The organism is Lentzea alba (assembly GCF_011067745.1).
Classification (GTDB): Bacteria; Actinomycetota; Actinomycetes; order Mycobacteriales; family Pseudonocardiaceae; genus Lentzea; species Lentzea alba.
In genome coordinates this window covers 49,160-63,603 of sequence record NZ_JAAMPJ010000021.1, presented here as the reverse complement: position 1 = coordinate 63,603, position 14,444 = coordinate 49,160, and the positions used below count along the sequence as shown (strand labels likewise).

At 70.0% G+C, this 14,444-nt stretch carries 18 protein-coding genes; 12 read left to right on the top strand and 6 right to left on the bottom strand.

From position 1 onward, the window contains the following. Nucleotide 1 precedes the first annotated feature (1 nt). The 4 genes from G7043_RS46195 (at nt 2) to G7043_RS49140 (ending at nt 3,147) form a co-directional block, all read left to right on the top strand. Nucleotides 2-328 carry a plasmid stabilization protein gene (locus G7043_RS46195; RefSeq protein WP_166055914.1) on the top strand — a complete coding sequence of 109 codons (327 nt, stop codon included), beginning with the start codon at nt 2-4 and terminating at the stop codon, nt 326-328. A gap of 10 nt (nt 329-338) precedes the next feature. Continuing rightward, nucleotides 339-989 carry a hypothetical protein gene (locus tag G7043_RS46190; RefSeq protein WP_166055912.1) on the top strand — a complete coding sequence of 217 codons (651 nt, stop codon included), beginning with the start codon at nt 339-341 and terminating at the stop codon, nt 987-989. 10 nt (nt 990-999) lie between these two features. Next, nucleotides 1,000-1,554: a hemerythrin domain-containing protein gene (locus G7043_RS46185; protein WP_166055910.1), complete on the top strand. Its 555-nt coding sequence runs from the start codon at nt 1,000-1,002 to the stop codon at nt 1,552-1,554. A gap of 234 nt (nt 1,555-1,788) precedes the next feature. Beyond that, on the top strand, nt 1,789-3,147 hold the full coding sequence (locus tag G7043_RS49140; RefSeq protein WP_166055908.1) for an alpha-lytic protease prodomain-containing protein: 1,359 nt from the start codon (nt 1,789-1,791) through the stop codon (nt 3,145-3,147). On the opposite strand, the gene G7043_RS46175 is transcribed toward G7043_RS49140, so the two are convergent. After that, nucleotides 3,131-4,348, bottom strand: coding sequence for an MFS transporter (locus tag G7043_RS46175; protein ID WP_166056059.1), 1,218 nt, complete (start codon nt 4,346-4,348; stop codon nt 3,131-3,133). The two genes, G7043_RS49140 and G7043_RS46175, sit on opposite strands and share 17 nt — an antisense overlap. Nucleotides 4,349-4,432: 84 nt before the next feature. Then, on the bottom strand, nt 4,433-4,606 hold the full coding sequence (locus tag G7043_RS46170; protein ID WP_166055906.1) for a DUF3040 domain-containing protein: 174 nt from the start codon (nt 4,604-4,606) through the stop codon (nt 4,433-4,435). Nucleotides 4,607-4,744: 138 nt separating this feature from the next. Between G7043_RS46170 and tal the strand changes: the two genes are divergently transcribed. Continuing rightward, nucleotides 4,745-5,842 carry a transaldolase gene (gene tal, locus G7043_RS46165; protein WP_166055904.1) on the top strand — a complete coding sequence of 366 codons (1,098 nt, stop codon included), beginning with the start codon at nt 4,745-4,747 and terminating at the stop codon, nt 5,840-5,842. A 3-nt stretch (nt 5,843-5,845) separates the two neighbouring features. Continuing rightward, nucleotides 5,846-7,675 (top strand): transketolase, encoded by a 1,830-nt coding sequence (locus tag G7043_RS46160; protein ID WP_166055902.1) that lies wholly within the window; start codon nt 5,846-5,848, stop codon nt 7,673-7,675. A 281-nt stretch (nt 7,676-7,956) separates the two neighbouring features. Here G7043_RS46160 and tsaA read toward each other — a convergent pair whose 3' ends face one another. Further along, nucleotides 7,957-8,352 carry a tRNA (N6-threonylcarbamoyladenosine(37)-N6)-methyltransferase TrmO gene (gene tsaA / locus G7043_RS46155; protein ID WP_207312636.1) on the bottom strand — a complete coding sequence of 132 codons (396 nt, stop codon included), beginning with the start codon at nt 8,350-8,352 and terminating at the stop codon, nt 7,957-7,959. After that, nucleotides 8,352-9,758: a protein adenylyltransferase SelO gene (locus tag G7043_RS46150; RefSeq protein WP_313888429.1), complete on the bottom strand. Its 1,407-nt coding sequence runs from the start codon at nt 9,756-9,758 to the stop codon at nt 8,352-8,354. Before G7043_RS46150 ends, tsaA begins: the two co-directional genes overlap by 1 nt. Nucleotides 9,759-9,905: 147 nt before the next feature. Between G7043_RS46150 and G7043_RS46145 the strand changes: the two genes are divergently transcribed. The 3 genes from G7043_RS46145 to G7043_RS46135 all read left to right on the top strand — a co-directional run bounded on the left by G7043_RS46145 (nt 9,906) and on the right by G7043_RS46135 (nt 11,346). Then, on the top strand, nt 9,906-10,352 hold the full coding sequence (locus G7043_RS46145) for a hypothetical protein (protein WP_166055898.1): 447 nt from the start codon (nt 9,906-9,908) through the stop codon (nt 10,350-10,352). Next, entirely contained in the window at nt 10,342-10,626 is a 285-nt protein-coding gene (locus G7043_RS46140; RefSeq protein WP_166055896.1) for a hypothetical protein, read from the top strand. The genes G7043_RS46145 and G7043_RS46140 overlap by 11 nt, the downstream gene beginning before the upstream one ends. A gap of 129 nt (nt 10,627-10,755) precedes the next feature. Continuing rightward, the gene (locus tag G7043_RS46135; protein ID WP_166055894.1) at nt 10,756-11,346 is read left to right on the top strand and encodes a hypothetical protein; all 591 of its coding nucleotides are present in this window, start codon (nt 10,756-10,758) and stop codon (nt 11,344-11,346) included. Here G7043_RS46135 and G7043_RS46130 read toward each other — a convergent pair. Together G7043_RS46130 and G7043_RS46125 are read right to left on the bottom strand one after the other, a co-directional pair. Next, the gene (locus tag G7043_RS46130; RefSeq protein ID WP_313888428.1) at nt 11,303-11,695 is read right to left on the bottom strand and encodes an HNH endonuclease; all 393 of its coding nucleotides are present in this window, start codon (nt 11,693-11,695) and stop codon (nt 11,303-11,305) included. The genes G7043_RS46135 and G7043_RS46130 overlap by 44 nt on opposite strands. Then, on the bottom strand, nt 11,679-12,608 hold the full coding sequence (locus G7043_RS46125; protein ID WP_166055892.1) for a LysR family transcriptional regulator: 930 nt from the start codon (nt 12,606-12,608) through the stop codon (nt 11,679-11,681). Before G7043_RS46125 ends, G7043_RS46130 begins: the two co-directional genes overlap by 17 nt. A gap of 70 nt (nt 12,609-12,678) precedes the next feature. Here G7043_RS46125 and G7043_RS46120 point away from each other — a divergent pair, with 70 nt between their 5' ends. From G7043_RS46120 to G7043_RS46110, 3 genes are read left to right on the top strand one after another with little or no spacing between them, the layout of a single operon-like run. Continuing rightward, entirely contained in the window at nt 12,679-13,698 is a 1,020-nt protein-coding gene (locus G7043_RS46120) for a TDT family transporter (RefSeq protein WP_313888427.1), read from the top strand. A 24-nt stretch (nt 13,699-13,722) separates the two neighbouring features. Beyond that, nucleotides 13,723-13,944 (top strand): nuclear transport factor 2 family protein, encoded by a 222-nt coding sequence (locus tag G7043_RS46115; RefSeq protein ID WP_166055888.1) that lies wholly within the window; start codon nt 13,723-13,725, stop codon nt 13,942-13,944. 52 nt (nt 13,945-13,996) lie between these two features. Beyond that, nucleotides 13,997-14,386 carry a hypothetical protein gene (locus G7043_RS46110; protein WP_166055886.1) on the top strand — a complete coding sequence of 130 codons (390 nt, stop codon included), beginning with the start codon at nt 13,997-13,999 and terminating at the stop codon, nt 14,384-14,386. Nucleotides 14,387-14,444: the final 58 nt, after the last annotated feature.

Below are 14,444 nucleotides of genomic sequence, written 5' to 3'. Positions count from 1 at the left end.
GATGCCCGCGGGATCGAACGCGAAACGTGAACGCCAGTACGAACACATCAAGGACTCCGCCCAGGACCGCGGCGCCTCGCCCAAGCGGGCGAAGGAGATCGCCGCGCGCACGGTGAACAAGAACCGTGCCCAGGCCGGTGAGTCCAAGACCGCCAGCCGATCGTCCACGAAGGACATGTCGCCGCAGAAGCGCGGCGGGCAGCGGTCGGGCACGAACGGGCCCAAGGGTCCGACGAAGGAGCAGCTCTACAACGAGGCCAAGAAGAAGAACGTCAAGGGCCGCTCCACCATGACGAAGAAGGAGCTCGCGAACGCACTGGGACGCTGACGTGCCGGAAATGGACAAGGCCTCGGCGCTGACGATCCTCACCACCGAGCACTACACGCTGCAGATGGTGCGCACCGCGAACATCACCGACGCGACCGGCCGGGCCGGCCACCTGCTCTCCACCATCTCCGCGTCGATGATCGCGCTCGGGTTCGTCGCCCAGGTGGTTCCGGTCGAGGTGTTGCTGACGCTGGTGCTGGTCGTCTTCAGCGGCCTGTTCCTGATCGGGCTCGCCACGCTGTTCCGCGCGGTCGAGCTCGTGATCGAGGACGTGCAGGCAGGCCTGGGGATCAACCGGATCCGGCACGTCTACGGCGACCTCGAACCGTCCACGAAGGACGTCTTCGTCCGCCAGATGCACGACGAGCCCGCGGCGGTCGAGGCGGACGCGGGTCAGACCGGCTGGCGCAAGGCCCGGCGCCCGCGTCTGCTCGGCACCGCGCTGACCGTCGCCGGGCTCGTGAACCTCGTCAACGGTCTCGTCGCCGGCGCCGTCGCCGGTGCGGCGGCGGGACTTCTGCACGCCGGCCTCACGTGGTCGATCGTCATCGGCTCCGTGGTGGCCGTCGTCGTGGTCGCCGCGTTCGGCGTGGCGATCGCCCGGATCGGACGACGCGGCGTCGCCCCGATCGGTACCCGTTATCCCAGGAACCAGCAGTAGGAGGACCGCCGTGCAGTACGACGTCGTCGACTTGATCATGCAGGACCACCGCGAGGTGGAGCGCCTGTTCGACGAACTGAAGAACCACCCGGAGAAACGGCCGCTGCTCACCCCGGTGTTGTGCGGCCTGCTCGTCGCGCACAGCCGCGCCGAGGAAGCCGAGATCTACCCGGTCGCCGCCAAGGAGGCGGGGGAGACCGACGAGGTCGAGCACAGCCAGGAGGAGCACGCCCAGGCCGAGCAGTTGCTCGCCAAGCTCCTGGACTGCGAGTACGACTCCCCGCAGTACGAGCAGATGCTGCAGAAGGTCGTCGAGTCGGTCACCCACCACGTGGAGGAAGAGGAGAAGACGGTCCTGCCCGGCATGCGCAAGGGGCTCAGCGCGGAACGCCGCTACCAGCTCGGGGAACGGTTCGCGAGCAGCCGGGCCGAGCATCTCGGCGAGCTGCCCGGGCAGGCCACCCGTGAGGAACTGCTCGTGCAGGCCAAGAACCTCGGGCTGACGAACGCGGCGAGCATGAGCAAGGAACAGCTGAAGCGCGAGCTGCAGAAGGCCGGTTCCTGAGGCTCCTGGCACTCGCGGCGGTGACCGTTGCCGCCACGGCGCGACCGCGCCGTGGCGGCTTCGTGCCCGCCACGAGCTGTGCGCGTGCGGCCGCCGGCTCCCGCTTCGCGAACGCCGCAGGGCGCCCAGCAGCCGATTTAAGATCCGTCCTAGATTCGTCCTGGACGTTTGTTCCACCTTTCCCCGAACATTTCTACGTGGTAGGGAAAGGTGTTCGTGAGAACTGGAGCCAGAGTGGCGAGGATCAGCCTCGCCGTCGCCACCGCCTCGGTGGTCTTGTCCAGCCCGGCCACGGCCGACGTGCCGGTTGACGCGCCGGCCACCGCGACCGCCGTCGCGGTCGTCACGCACGACCCGCACGAGAACGACGCGCCGCTGACGTATGCCCAGCGCACGGCACTGGCGGCGGCGTCCGACCGCGCCGCGTTGCACCCGGCCGACCTGTCTGTGCCGTACGTCGCCAACGGCAAGGTTGTCGCCACTGCCACGCCCACCGCGTCGGCCGAGGCGCTCAGGGTGGGACGTGAGCCCTACACGGTGCCCACGACGGTGCCGGATCTGGGCTCCGACGACGGCACGATCGAAGGCGCTCCGGTGGAGAAGGAGCCGGTCGAGCCGAACCCCGTCGAAGAGGCGGGAGCCGCCGCTCTCTCCACTCAGGCCACCACCGCCCTTGCGCCGAACTTCACCACCGTGAAGTACAGCCTCGCGCAGTTGGAGGCGGCGCGGGACGAGGTGCTGACGTTGACCGACCTGCCCGGCGCCGCGTCCCTGGTGTCGGCCTACGTGGACCCGTCGAACAACCGGGTGCTGGTCGAGTCGTCGACCGCGTCCACCGAGCTGCGCCAGGCACTGGCGGCCAAGTACGGCTCCGACCGGGTCGCGCTGTACCACCGGCCCGACGCGGTCCCGTCGGTGAAGAAGAACCGCGAGAAGGACGCGAGCCCGTTCGCGGGTGGTGGTGGGTTCTACGGCTGCACCTCGTCGTTCGGCTGGGTGCACCAGGGCAAGTCGTACATCCTCACCGCAGGCCACTGCACGTCGCTCAACGAGACGATCTCGAACGCCACCGGCACGATGGGCAAGGTCACCGCGGACAACTGGAACAACAGCAAGGGCTCGGTCAAGTGGAACGGCCAGTCCTACTACTCGGGTGACGCGTCGACCATCAAGATGGCGGCCGGCAAGGCGTCCTCGACCCTGGTCTACAAGGGCGGCCCGAACTCCAACAGCTACCGCGTGGTCACCGACAAGTGGGGGCCGTCCGGCAACGGCGACCGCTACTGCGTGAGCGGCAAGGTCACCGGCGAGATGTGCGGGTTCAAGGTGATCGCCGCCAACATCACCCACAAGTACAGCGACGGTACGGTTCTGAGGAACATGCACAAGACGTACCGCCGCGGCAACTGCACGCGGGGCGGCGACTCGGGTGCCCCGATCTACACCATCCGCAGCGACGGCAGCATCGCCGCGAAGGGTGTGCTGAGCGGGGGCAGCAGCAACACCAGCGGCGACTGCTACGACTACTTCACCGATACCTACCTGGCGGAGAAGGCGTTCGCGGGCGTGCTCCGCGTCAAGGCGCCGAAGTAGTAGTCGAGCTCTCCGGCGTCCCGAAGTCACGGGACGACGGCACCAGAGCGGCCAGGGCGGGCGCGGCGAAGCAGATCACCGAACAGGCGATCAGCACCGCGCCCGCTCCGTACGCCGAGATGGCCGGCGCGATGAGCGCCAGGCCGACCGGTGCGAGGCCGTAGGACAACAGGAAGTCCAAAGAGGACACTCGCGCGAGCTTCGACGGCTCGACCTCGCGCTGGGTCGCGGTGAACCACGGCACGTTGAACAGGTCGAAGCCGAGCCCGGCGATCGCGTACACGGCGATCAAGACGAACGGGTGCACCGGCAGCAGCAGGCACAGCGGCGCGAGCCCGTACAGCGAGAGGCCGACGAGCCCGGTCCACCCGGCGGCGCGGGGCCGCCAGCGGGCCATCAGCACCGCGCCAGCCAGTGCGCCCACCGTGAAGGCGGTCAGTGCGCCCGCGAGCACGGCTTCGGTGCCGTAGCGGTCGCGGCTGACCAGGGGGAGCACCACGCTGGTCGCCGAGTAACCGGTGGCGATCACCGCGGAGAGCGCTCCCAGGCCGGCCAGGAACCACGGATGCCTGCGGGCTTCGCGCACACCCTCCAGGAACTCGGCCACGAAGCCCGCGCCGGAGGACCCCGCCACGCTGCCGGAACCGGCAGGGGACACCAGCGCCGCCACCAGCCACAGCGCGCCGATCCCCAGCAGCAGCCCCTGCGTGTTCACGAACAGCGCGAGCAACGCGGTCAGCCCCGGTGCCGCCAGTGTCGTCACCCGGATCGACATGACCATCGCCGCGTTCGCCTCCTGGCGCCTGCCCGGCTCGACCACCTCGGCGGTCAGTGCCGAGAACGCGGGACGGCACGCGCCCTGGCCCACCCCCATCGCGAGGGCGGCGATCACGGCCGGCGCCAGAGCGTTGCCCACGAAGGCGGCGAGCACCGGCGCGGCAGCGGCGGAGATCAGGCCGGACCACAGGACGACCTGACGGCGGAGGTAGCGGTCGGCCAGCACGCCGCTGATCGGGACCGCGGCGAGGAAACCCGCGGTGCGCGCGGCGAGCAGCACGCCCAGTTCGACGGCGGTCAGCGAGCGGGAGAGCACCGCCAGACCCAGCACGAACGGCAGCGCCCACGTCGCGATGCCCGACGCGGTGGTCGCCGTCCAGAGACGGAGGAACTGGGTGTCGCGCAGTACCGAGGGACTGCGCATCGTGTCGAGGACCACGTCCTGATCGTTGCGCCCGTGGTCGCGTCCGGAACAGGAGTGTCCGTGAGTTGGCCAGAGATTGGCCGGTCAGGTGCGCGGTGGCGGCGGCTTCCGGAAAGCCAGGGTGGCGACGAGGGCGATCGCTCGTTGACGCAGGGTCCGCTGGGGGCCCTCGCTCAGTGAGCGGGCCAGGTCCGGTTCGGCGGTCCGCAACTGTCGCTCGATGTCGATGAGCCGCTGCTGTTCCTCACGACTGAGCATGGCGCGCTCCAGTGTCGATGGGGCCGTCGCAGGGTCCCTACCCAGCGCGTTCGCCGTTCAAACCTCCGGGGTGCTGTGTGTCGGTGAGCCCCGCACGGGTACTCGGCGAAAGGACCCGAAACGAGGGGAGAAACCGCCATGCGCACCGCTCTCCACGGCCTGGCCGAACGGGGCCAAAGTCCGTGGATGGACCAGCTCTCCCGAGAACTGCTGCGCGGGGGTGACCTGGCCGCGCTGGTCGAGGCCGGCGTGCTCGGGGTGACCACGAACCCCACGATCCTCGCGGACGCCATGAGCGCCGGCGACGCCTATGACGCCCAGAAGCGCGACCTTGCCCGGAAAAACGACGAGCACGACCAAGATCCGAAGGAGGTCTTCCTCGCGCTCGCCGCCGAGGACGTCCGCAACGCCTGTGACCTGCTCGCCGGCAAGGGCACGTCACCGCAGGACGGCTGGGTGTCGATGGAGGTCGACCCGAACCTCGCCCACGACACGCAGGCGACCATCGACGAGGCCCGCCGGCTGCACGAGATGATCGACCGGCCGAACCTGTTCGTGAAGATCCCCGGGACGAAGGAGGGACTGCCGGCCATCGAGGAGTCGATCGCGAACGGCATCCCGGTCAACGTCACGCTGTTGTTCTCCCTCGACCGCCATCGGGCGGCCGCCGAGGCGTACGTCCGCGGCCTGCACCGGCTGCGTTCGAACGGCGGCGACCTGCGCAAGGTCGCGTCGGTGGCGTCGTTCTTCGTGTCCAGAGTGGACACTGAAGCCGATGCGCGGCTGGACGCGATGCGCGGGCACGAGGTGCTCAAGGGAAAGCTGGCGATCGCCAACGCCAAGCTCGCCTACCAGCAGTACGTGGAGGTCTTCTCCGGCAAGGGCTGGGAGGAGCTGGCGCGCGCCGGTGCGACGCCGCAGTGGTGCCTGTGGGCGTCGACCTCGACGAAGAACCCGGCCTACCGGGACACGCGCTACGTCGAGGAGCTGATCGGCCCCGAGACGGTGACCACCATGCCGCGCAAGACGATCGAGGCCTTCCTCGACCACGGCCGGGTCGCCGACACGCTCACCCGAGGAGTGGAGGCCGCGCGGGGCGTGCTGGAGCGGTTCGCCGAGATCCGGATCAGCTACCGCGACCTCACCGACACGCTGGAACGCGAGGGCGTGCGGAAGTTCGCCGACTCCTACCAGCAGGCCCTCGACCGCCTGACCGCCCAACCAGCTCGGAGGTGACCTTTGCCGCACAACGACTTCCGTCACGACCTGGCCCAGCAGCTGCGGGTCGACTCGATCCGCACGAGCGACGCGGGCGGGTCCGGCCACCCGACGTCCTCGATGTCGGCGGCCGACCTGATGGCCGTGCTGCTCGACGGCTACCTGAAGCTCGATTACACGAACACCGACAACCCCGCGAACGACCACCTGATCTTCTCGAAGGGGCACGCGTCCCCGCTGTACTACGCGATGCTCAAGGCCGTCGGCGCGATCACCGACGAGGAGCTGCTCACGTTCCGCAGCCTCGGCAGCAGGCTGGAAGGCCACCCGACGCCCCGCATCCCGCCGACCGACGTGGCGACCGGCTCGCTAGGCCAGGGCTTGCCCGTCGGCGTCGGCCTGGCGCTGGCCGGCAAGCAGCTCGACCGGTTGCCGTACCGGGTGTGGGTGCTCTGCGGTGACTCGGAGATGGCCGAGGGCTCGATCTGGGAGGCGTTCCAGCACGCCGGCTGGACCGGGCTCGACAACCTCACCGCGATCGTCGACGTGAACCGGCTCGGCCAGACCCGCGAGACCATGCTCGGCTGGGACCTCGACGGCTACGTGGCCCGCGCGGAGGCGTTCGGGTGGAAGGCCATCGCGATCGACGGCCACGACCTGGACGCCATCGACGCAGGCCTGGCGCAGGCCGTGCAGACCACGGACCGTCCGTCGGTGATCTTCGCCAAGACCCACAAGGGACGCGGCGTGAAGGCCGTGGAGGACAAGCCGGGCAAGCACGGCAAACCGCTGGAGGACCCCGCGGAGGCGATCGAGGAGCTGGGCGGTGCGCAGTCGTTGAGCGTGTCCGTCAAGACGCCCACCCCCGGTGCGCCGCACCGGTTCCCGACCGCCGGGGGCGAGTTGCCGCGCTGGGAACTCGGCGAGGAAGTCGCGACCCGGCAGGCGTACGGTCAGGCGCTCGCCCAGCTGGGCGGACTGCGCGGCGACGTCGTGGTGCTGGACGGCGAGGTGTCGAACTCGACGATGTCCGAGCTGTTCGCTCACGCGCATCCCGACCGCTACTTCGAGATGTTCATCGCCGAACAGCAGATGATCGCCGCCGCCGTGGGCCTGCAGGTGCGCAACTGGGTGGCGTTCGCGTCCACGTTCGGCGCGTTCCTCACCCGTGCGCACGACTTCATCCGGATGGCCGCGGTGTCCCGCGCGGACCTACGGCTGTGCGGCTCGCACGCCGGTGTGTCGATCGGCGAGGACGGGCCGTCGCAGATGGCGCTCGAGGACATCTCGATGTTCCGCTCGATCCACGGCAGCACGGTGCTGCACCCGTCCGACGCCAACCAGACGGCGGCGCTCGTCGCCGAGATGGCCACGCTGCCCGGTGTCTCGTACCTGCGGACGTTGCGCGGGAAGACACCGGTGCGCACGTCGCCGGACGAGAACATCCGCGTCGGCGGTAGCCGGGTGCTGCGCAACAGCGATCACGACGACCTGACGATCGTCGCGTGCGGGATCACGGTCGGTGAGGCCGAGAAGGCAGCCGACGTGCTGGACGGTGAGGGCATCAAGGCCCGCGTGATCGACTGCTACTCGATCAAGCCGATCGACGCGGAGACCCTGGTGCAGAGCGCCGGTGAGACAGGTGCCGTGCTGACCGTCGAGGACCACTGGCCCGAGGGCGGGCTCGGGGACGCCGTGCTCGGCGCGCTCGCCGAGCACCCCACGCGGGTGCGCAAGCTCGCCGTGACCGAGATGCCGGTGTCCGGCAAGCCCGGCGAGCTGCTGCACGCCGCGCACATCGACGCGGAAGCCGTCGTCGCAGCAGCCCGCCAGCTGCTCAAGGCAGGTTGATGAGGGGAGCTTTCATAAACCCCAGGTTTATGAAAGCTCCCCTCATCAACCTCGCGGGGGAGCGGGAGTCAGGTCGGTTCCGGCATCGGCGGCAGTGGATCCGGGTCCGGACCGGGGGGCCGCAGGGGATCCGGATCCGGTCCGGGTGGCTGCGGCTGATCGGGGCCGGTCGGCTGTGGCTGGTCCGGCCCCGGCGTGTTCGGCAGCGGTTCTGGAGGCGGTACTGGCTGGCTCATACGCGGCGGGTACCCGCTTCCGGGCCTGCTCACCAGATTCGCAGGTCAGCGTTCGGTGCCCAGTACGGGTTTGACGTCGACGATCGGGGTGCCGTCGAGCGCTTCCAGGTGGGCCACCCGCACCCGGAACCCGTCGACGGCCACGATCGTGGCGCGGTGCAGGCCGATCGGGTTCGGCCGGTCCGGTGACCGGGTGGAGAACACGCCGGTCTCCGGGCGGTTCGGGTCGCTGCGCGGGTGCACGGCGAGCACGGACCGGTCCGCGCGGTCGAGCCACGTCAGCACGAGGACGTCCTGTCCGGCGGCGAGTTCGGCCATCGCCCGCGCGTACTCCGGTGCGAAGACGAGCCAGGCGTCCGGCGCGCCCTCGTCCGCCTGCTTGGGCGCGGCGGAGCGGTCGGTGAGCGGTGATTCGACGTGGCCGATCGGCTGCAGCTTCATCAGGTCCCGCAGAAGGTCTGGTAGGTGGCGCTGAAGTCCTGCGGCGCCGGGGTCGCGTAGTGCTCCATCCCAGCACGCTCACCACAGGGTTCGCGCACCGCGTCGAGCAGCCGTTCCAGCGGACCGAGATCACCGTCGGCGCCGGCTGCCAGCGCCTCTTCCACGAGGTGGTTGCGCGGGACGTAGACGGGGTTGACCTTGCTCATCGCGTCGGCGTCCGGCCCGAGTTCCCGCCACCGCGCGATCCAGGCGTCGATCCCGGCCAGGTCGAGGAACAACGACCGCGCGGGCTCGGTGTCGCCGTTCGCCGCCTTGCCGAGCTGGTGGAACAACGACGTGAAGTCGACGTGGTCGGTGTGCATGAGCGTGAGCAGGTCCTTGAGCAGCGGCTTCACGTCGCCGGTGACGCCGAGCTTGGCCTGCATGCCGCCGATCCAGGCCCGTTCGAAGTGCTCGTCGAACGTGCCGAGCGTCTCGACCGCCAGTGCGACGGCCTTGTCCTCGTCGTCGGCGAACAGCGGCAACAGGGCCTCGGCGAGCCGGGCGAGGTTCCACTCGGCGATGATCGGCTGGTTGCCGTAGGCGTAGCGGCCGCGGTGGTCGATCGAGCTGTACTTCGTCGTCGGGTCGTAGGCCTCCATGAACGCGCACGGGCCGTAGTCGATGGTCTCGCCGGAGATCGTCATGTTGTCGGTGTTCATGACGCCGTGGATGAAGCCGACGAGCATCCACTGGGCCACCAACGCCGCCTGAGCGGCCACCACCTGCCCGAACAGTTCCAGATAGGTGCTGCCGGGGTAGTGGCGGGCGATGGCGTGGTCGGCGAGGCGGCGCAGCAGGTCGTGGTCGCCGGTGTTGCGGGCGTACTGGAAGCTGCCGACCCGCAGGTGACTCGCGGCCACCCGCGTGAGAACGGCCCCTGCCAGCGGTTCGTCGCGCTGGACGACGGCTCCGGTGGCCACCACGGCCAGCGAGCGGGTCGTCGGGATGCCCAGGGCGTGCATCGCCTCGCTGAGCACGTACTCGCGCAGCATCGGGCCGACCGCCGCCAGCCCGTCGCCGCCGCGGGCGAACGGGGTCCGCCCGGAGCCCTTCAGGTGCAGGTCGCGCAACCGGCCGTCGGCGTCCGTGAGCTCGCCGAGCAACAGGGCCCTGCCGTCGCCGAGCCTGGGGGAGTAGCCGCCGAACTGGTGTCCCGCGTAGGCCTGCGCCACGCCGGGGGCCGCGTTGCCCACGAGAAACGACAAACCGTCGGACGAGCGCAGCCAGGTGGAATCGAGGCCGAGTTCCCTCGCCAGCGGCTCGTTCAGGGCGAGCAGTTCCGGTTCAGCGACCGGTTCGGCCTCCCAGGAGACGGCCATCTCCGGAACCGCATCGGCGAAATCGCTGCCCAGGCTGATGTCCACGCACCCAACGGTACCTGGCGGGCCAAACCGGCTCTGTGGTGCAGGGCCGACAGTCCATTCAGGACTGACAAACCTGATCGGGTGAACCCGGAGGGCGCCGGCGCCACCCCGGCTCTGGCGGCCTGCCGGGGTGGCTACCCTCTGCTCATGCGCCATTCCGCCATCGCGCTGGTTTTCGTGCTGGTCGGGTGCGGTACCGGGACGACGTCCCTGCCCACGATCACCCCCACGCCGACCTCGTCGTCCGTCTCGCCGCTGCCGGCGCTGCAACCCCGGCTCGACGCGATCGGCATGCTGCTCACCGCCTGCCTCCCGCGGCTGCGCGGTGAGCCCGTCGACCGGATGGACAACTGCGCCCACCTGATGCCCGACGTGACAGGCGTCCTCGACGAGGTCGAGAAGCAGTCGGACAAACTGCCGCCCGCGGGCCGCTCCGCCGTCGAACAGACCCGCAAGTCGCTCACGGACATCGCCCCGTGCGAACCGTGGTTCGCGGCCGGCGGGACCAGTGCCGACGCGCAGCTCGACGATCGCTGCGACAAGGCGTGGGACGCGCTCTTCAAGAACTACAACGCTCTGCGGAATGCTGCTTAGCGACGTAAGGCAGATCGGCCGGGTCGCGCTGCCGCTGTACCTGTCGATGGTGGCCGTGTCGGTCAGCGCCCTCGTGAACACGGCGGCGCTCGGCCGGTGCGGAACCGGCGCGCTGGCCGCTTTCGCCGTGACGGTGGCCGTCTACTTTCCCGCGGTGGCAGCGGTTTCCGGTGCCGTGCGCGGCGTCCTGCCGTTCATGAAGACGGACGACCCGGGGTGGGTCGTGCGGGACGGTGCCTGGCTCGCGGTCTTCGTCGGGGTGCTGGGCGGCTGACCGGGCTGTGGGTCGCGCTCGCCGTCGCGAACCTGGCCGTGGCGGTGGGACAGGGCCTCGCGTTTCGGAAAGCAGGCAACCTCTGACCTGACTCCCCACGTCCTCAGGGCACAACCTTGGGGGTAAATCATGCGGAGACTTGTCTTACCGGCGTTGCTGTTGGCCGCGGTGGCCTCGTGCGGAAGGCCCGAGGCCACCGAACCCGGCGTACCGCTGACCACCGCGCCACCGACGACGACCACCACCACGTACATCGATCCGCCGGACACCACGTCGTACGCGCCCGGCTACAACAACGAGGATCTGCAGCGGGCGGCGAACGCCCTCAAGCCCGTGGTGGAGGGCGAGTTCGCGAAGATCTATTCGAGCCTGGCCGTCCGCAACAACGTGCCGATGCTGATCATCCACCGCAAGCCGGACGCGCGGTTCGAAGCCGAGGTCAGGAAGATCGCGCCGGACGTGCGGATCGACTTCCGCGACGCGCGGTACTCCTATGCCGAGCTGATCGAGTACCAGAAGAAGGTCATCCAGGACGACTTCGAGTACTGGAAGGGCCGTGGTGTCAGGCTCTCGTCGGTCGGGCATCACAACGACGGTTCGGGACTTCGCGTGGGTGTGACGAACCTGCCGGAGAACTTCGTGAAGCAGTTGGAAGAGCGTTATCCGGCCATGTCGTTCACCGTGGCGGAAGAGGAGATCCGTCCTCTTCCGGCGAAGTAGTCACGAACTGGGCCGTCAGCTCCGTCGAGATCTCGTAGTGGCGCACGAGGAACGCGCGTTCGTCCAGCTTCTTGCGCCGCAGCCAGCCCGTCACCTCGGCGTTGCACTTGCTGGCGTTGCACGAGCCGCACGCGGGCACCACGTTGCCGAGCGTGTACCGGCCACCGCGCGAGATGGCCTGGACGCAGTCCTTCTGCAGCGAACCCGTTGTGCTGCCGCAATAAGCGCAGCCGGCCCACGAAGTCCGCAACGCGTCCCACTGGGCGTCGGTGAGGTCGTGGGTGACGCGAGCCATGCGCTTCTTGCGCTTGCGCGCGGCGCGAACCTGTTTGCTACCGCCGGTCGGCACGGTTCGTGAGACTACGCGTCGCGATGGTCAACAGGTCGGAGGCGGGGCCTCGGGGTGTCCGGCCGGACGGCCAGACGGCGCGCAACGCCCGGTGCAGGTCCAGGTCGCTGACTTCGATCCGGACCAGCGTGCGGGTCGCGAGGTCGGCCGCCACCGCGTGCACGCTGAGCACGGCCGGGCCGATGCCACCGATCGCGGCGGCCTTGATCGCGGTGGTCGAGGACATCTCCAGCAACGGCCCGGCGGACTCGGTGATGCCCGCCGCCCGGAGCGCGTGTTCCCACGCCTGGCGCGTGCCCGAGCCGGACTCACGGCTGACCAACGGGGTCGCGGCGGCCTTCGCGGCCGTGACGTGGCGGCGTCTGGCCCAGGGATGCGCGGGCGCGACGACCAGCACCAGTTCGTCGTTGGCGACCACTCGGCTCGCCAGACCGGCGGGCACGTCGGTCTGTTCGATGAACCCCAGGTCGGCCCGTTCGGCCAGCACCTGCTCGGCGACGTGCGCCGAGTTGCCCGCGGTCAGCACCGTCGCGGTGTCCGGGCTGACCGTGCGCAACGCGATCAGCCACGCGGGCAGCAGGTACTCGGCCACGGTGAGGCTCGCGGCGATCTTGAGCTGGCTGTGCCGGTCCGCCCGCAGACTGGTGAGGCCGGCGTCGAGGTCGACCGCCCGCGCGAGCACCGGGGCCGCCCATCCGGCGACGAGCTGGCCGGCCGTGGTGAGCCGGGCGCCGCGCGAGGTGCGTTCGAGCAGGACCACGCCGACGCGGGCTTCGAGCAGCCGGAGGCGTTCGCTGGCCGAGGGCTGGGACATGCCGTGCGCTGCCGCCGCCCGGCCGATGCTGCCCAGCTCGGCCACGCTCAGCAGCAGGTCGAAGCTGGTCAGGTCGGTGACCCTGGACGGCAGAGGCATAGGCACAGCCTATGCGTTCATCGATGATCGGCACCTACCGAGGTGGTGCGGGCGCGAGGATTGTCGTGTCGTGACCGCTCTCGCACCTCAACCACACCGTGCCCCCGAGGTGCGACGAGCGGCGCCTTTCGGCCCGAACCTGTTCGCGTCCGTGATGGGGACGGGGATCGTCGCCACCGCCGGTGCCGCCATGCCCGGACTGCACACCGCCGCGACGTTCGTGTGGGCGCTGGACGCCGCGCTGCTGGCGTTCCTCGTCGCCGCCGCCGTCAGGCGCTGGACGTGGGCGACCGTGCGGGACCAGCTCGCGGATCCGGTGATGGCGCAGTTCTGGGGCGCGCCACCGATGGCGTTGATGACCGTCGGCACAGGCGCGTTGCTGCTCGGCCGCGACTGGATCGGGCTGCCCGCCGCGCTGGCGGTCGACTGGACGCTGTGGACGGCCGGAACAGTGCTCGGGCTCGCCACGTCGGTGCTGGTGCCGTTGCGGATGATCGGCAGCGGCGAGCGCGCGTTCGGCGGCTGGCTGATGCCCGTGGTGCCGCCGATGGTGTCCGCCGCGTCCGGCGCTTTGCTGGCGCAGCACCTGGACGGGCCGGCCAGGCAGGCGATGGTGCTCGGGTGCTACGCGCTGTTCGGCGTCAGCCTGTTCGCGACCATGGTGATCGTCCCGCAGATCTGGCAGCGGCTCGTCCAGCACGGGCTGGGCGCGGCGTCGACTGTGCCGACGCTGTGGATCGTGCTCGGACCGCTGGGTCAGTCGATCACGGCCGCCAACCTGCTCGCCGGCGTGCCCGTGCTGCCCGGACAGACCGCGTTCGGCGTCCTGTACGGCACGATCACGTGGGGGTTCGCCCTGCTGTGGGTGGCGCTCGCGGCGACCGTCACCGTGCGGACCGCCCGGCGCGGGCTGCCGTTCGCGTTGACGTGGTGGGGTTTCGTCTTCCCGCTCGGCACGTTGGTGACCGGCACGAGCGCGCTCGCGGTGAGGGTGCCGTCGGCGATGTTCACCGTCGTGGCCGTGGTCTTGTACGGCGCACTTGTGCTCGCTTGGGTCACCGTGGCCGCGCGCACGTTGTTCCAACGTTAGCCACGCGCCTGATGTACTGAGCCGATGGACCGGGTGGTGCGGGACGCGGTGGCGGCTGCCGAGCGGCGGGGCTGGGACGTGCTCAAGCCGTTGCTGCACCCCTACCTCCACTGGACCGAGGGCGGTGTGACCATCCGGGGCCGCACGAAGGTGCTGGCGCATCTCGCGACCGCGTCTCCCGCGGGCCCGCCCGACTCGTACGAGCTGCGCGACGGCCAGATCTCCCGGTGGGTCACCGTCCGCTGATGGTCGTCCGAACGCGGGGTTGACCTGGGTTTCCAGCGGGTAGGCAGACCGCATGGCCAACAGTGCGGGTAGCGCCCGATCCGAGGGGACCGAGGTGACCCTGCGGTCCAAGACGATGTTGCTCGACTTCGCGGGCGAGTGCCAGGTCGAGGGCGCCGGCGACGCGGTCCGGCTGACGGAGTTGTGGCTGACCGCGGACCTGCCGGACGCCGGAGGGGCGGAAGACGGCGGCACCGTGCAACTCGAACTGGACGGTGACGTGCTGACGGCGACGGTCGTGCAGCCCGGCGGGAAGGTCGAGCTGACGGCGCGCGAGCCGGTGCGCTGGTCCGCGTCCGGCGGGGACGTCCAGCCGGTCGACGAGGAGATCGGTTTCGTGCTGGCGGAAGCTCCCGAGTCGACCGTGCTCCTGGTGCGAGGTCTCACCGTACGCATGTCCTGAGAAGGGGTTTGCCGACACCCGGCAGGGGTATCCGACCGGCGCACGACAGGGTGTTCGG

Excerpts from the sequence above, each read along its gene's own strand:
- G7043_RS46195 (WP_166055914.1), top strand. The coding sequence starts at position 2 with ATGCCCGCGGGATCGAACGCGAAACGTGAACGCCAGTACGAACACATC.
- G7043_RS46175 (WP_166056059.1), bottom strand. The coding sequence starts at position 4,348 with ATGCGCAGTCCCTCGGTACTGCGCGACACCCAGTTCCTCCGTCTCTGG.
- G7043_RS46190 (WP_166055912.1), top strand. The coding sequence starts at position 339 with ATGGACAAGGCCTCGGCGCTGACGATCCTCACCACCGAGCACTACACG.
- G7043_RS46115 (WP_166055888.1), top strand. The coding sequence starts at position 13,723 with ATGGACCGGGTGGTGCGGGACGCGGTGGCGGCTGCCGAGCGGCGGGGC.
- G7043_RS46140 (WP_166055896.1), top strand. The coding sequence starts at position 10,342 with ATGCTGCTTAGCGACGTAAGGCAGATCGGCCGGGTCGCGCTGCCGCTG.
- G7043_RS46125 (WP_166055892.1), bottom strand. The coding sequence starts at position 12,608 with ATGCCTCTGCCGTCCAGGGTCACCGACCTGACCAGCTTCGACCTGCTG.
- G7043_RS46135 (WP_166055894.1), top strand. The coding sequence starts at position 10,756 with ATGCGGAGACTTGTCTTACCGGCGTTGCTGTTGGCCGCGGTGGCCTCG.
- G7043_RS46110 (WP_166055886.1), top strand. The coding sequence starts at position 13,997 with ATGGCCAACAGTGCGGGTAGCGCCCGATCCGAGGGGACCGAGGTGACC.
- tal (WP_166055904.1), top strand. The coding sequence starts at position 4,745 with ATGCGCACCGCTCTCCACGGCCTGGCCGAACGGGGCCAAAGTCCGTGG.
- G7043_RS46170 (WP_166055906.1), bottom strand. The coding sequence starts at position 4,606 with ATGCTCAGTCGTGAGGAACAGCAGCGGCTCATCGACATCGAGCGACAG.
- G7043_RS46145 (WP_166055898.1), top strand. The coding sequence starts at position 9,906 with ATGCGCCATTCCGCCATCGCGCTGGTTTTCGTGCTGGTCGGGTGCGGT.
- tsaA (WP_207312636.1), bottom strand. The coding sequence starts at position 8,352 with ATGAAGCTGCAGCCGATCGGCCACGTCGAATCACCGCTCACCGACCGC.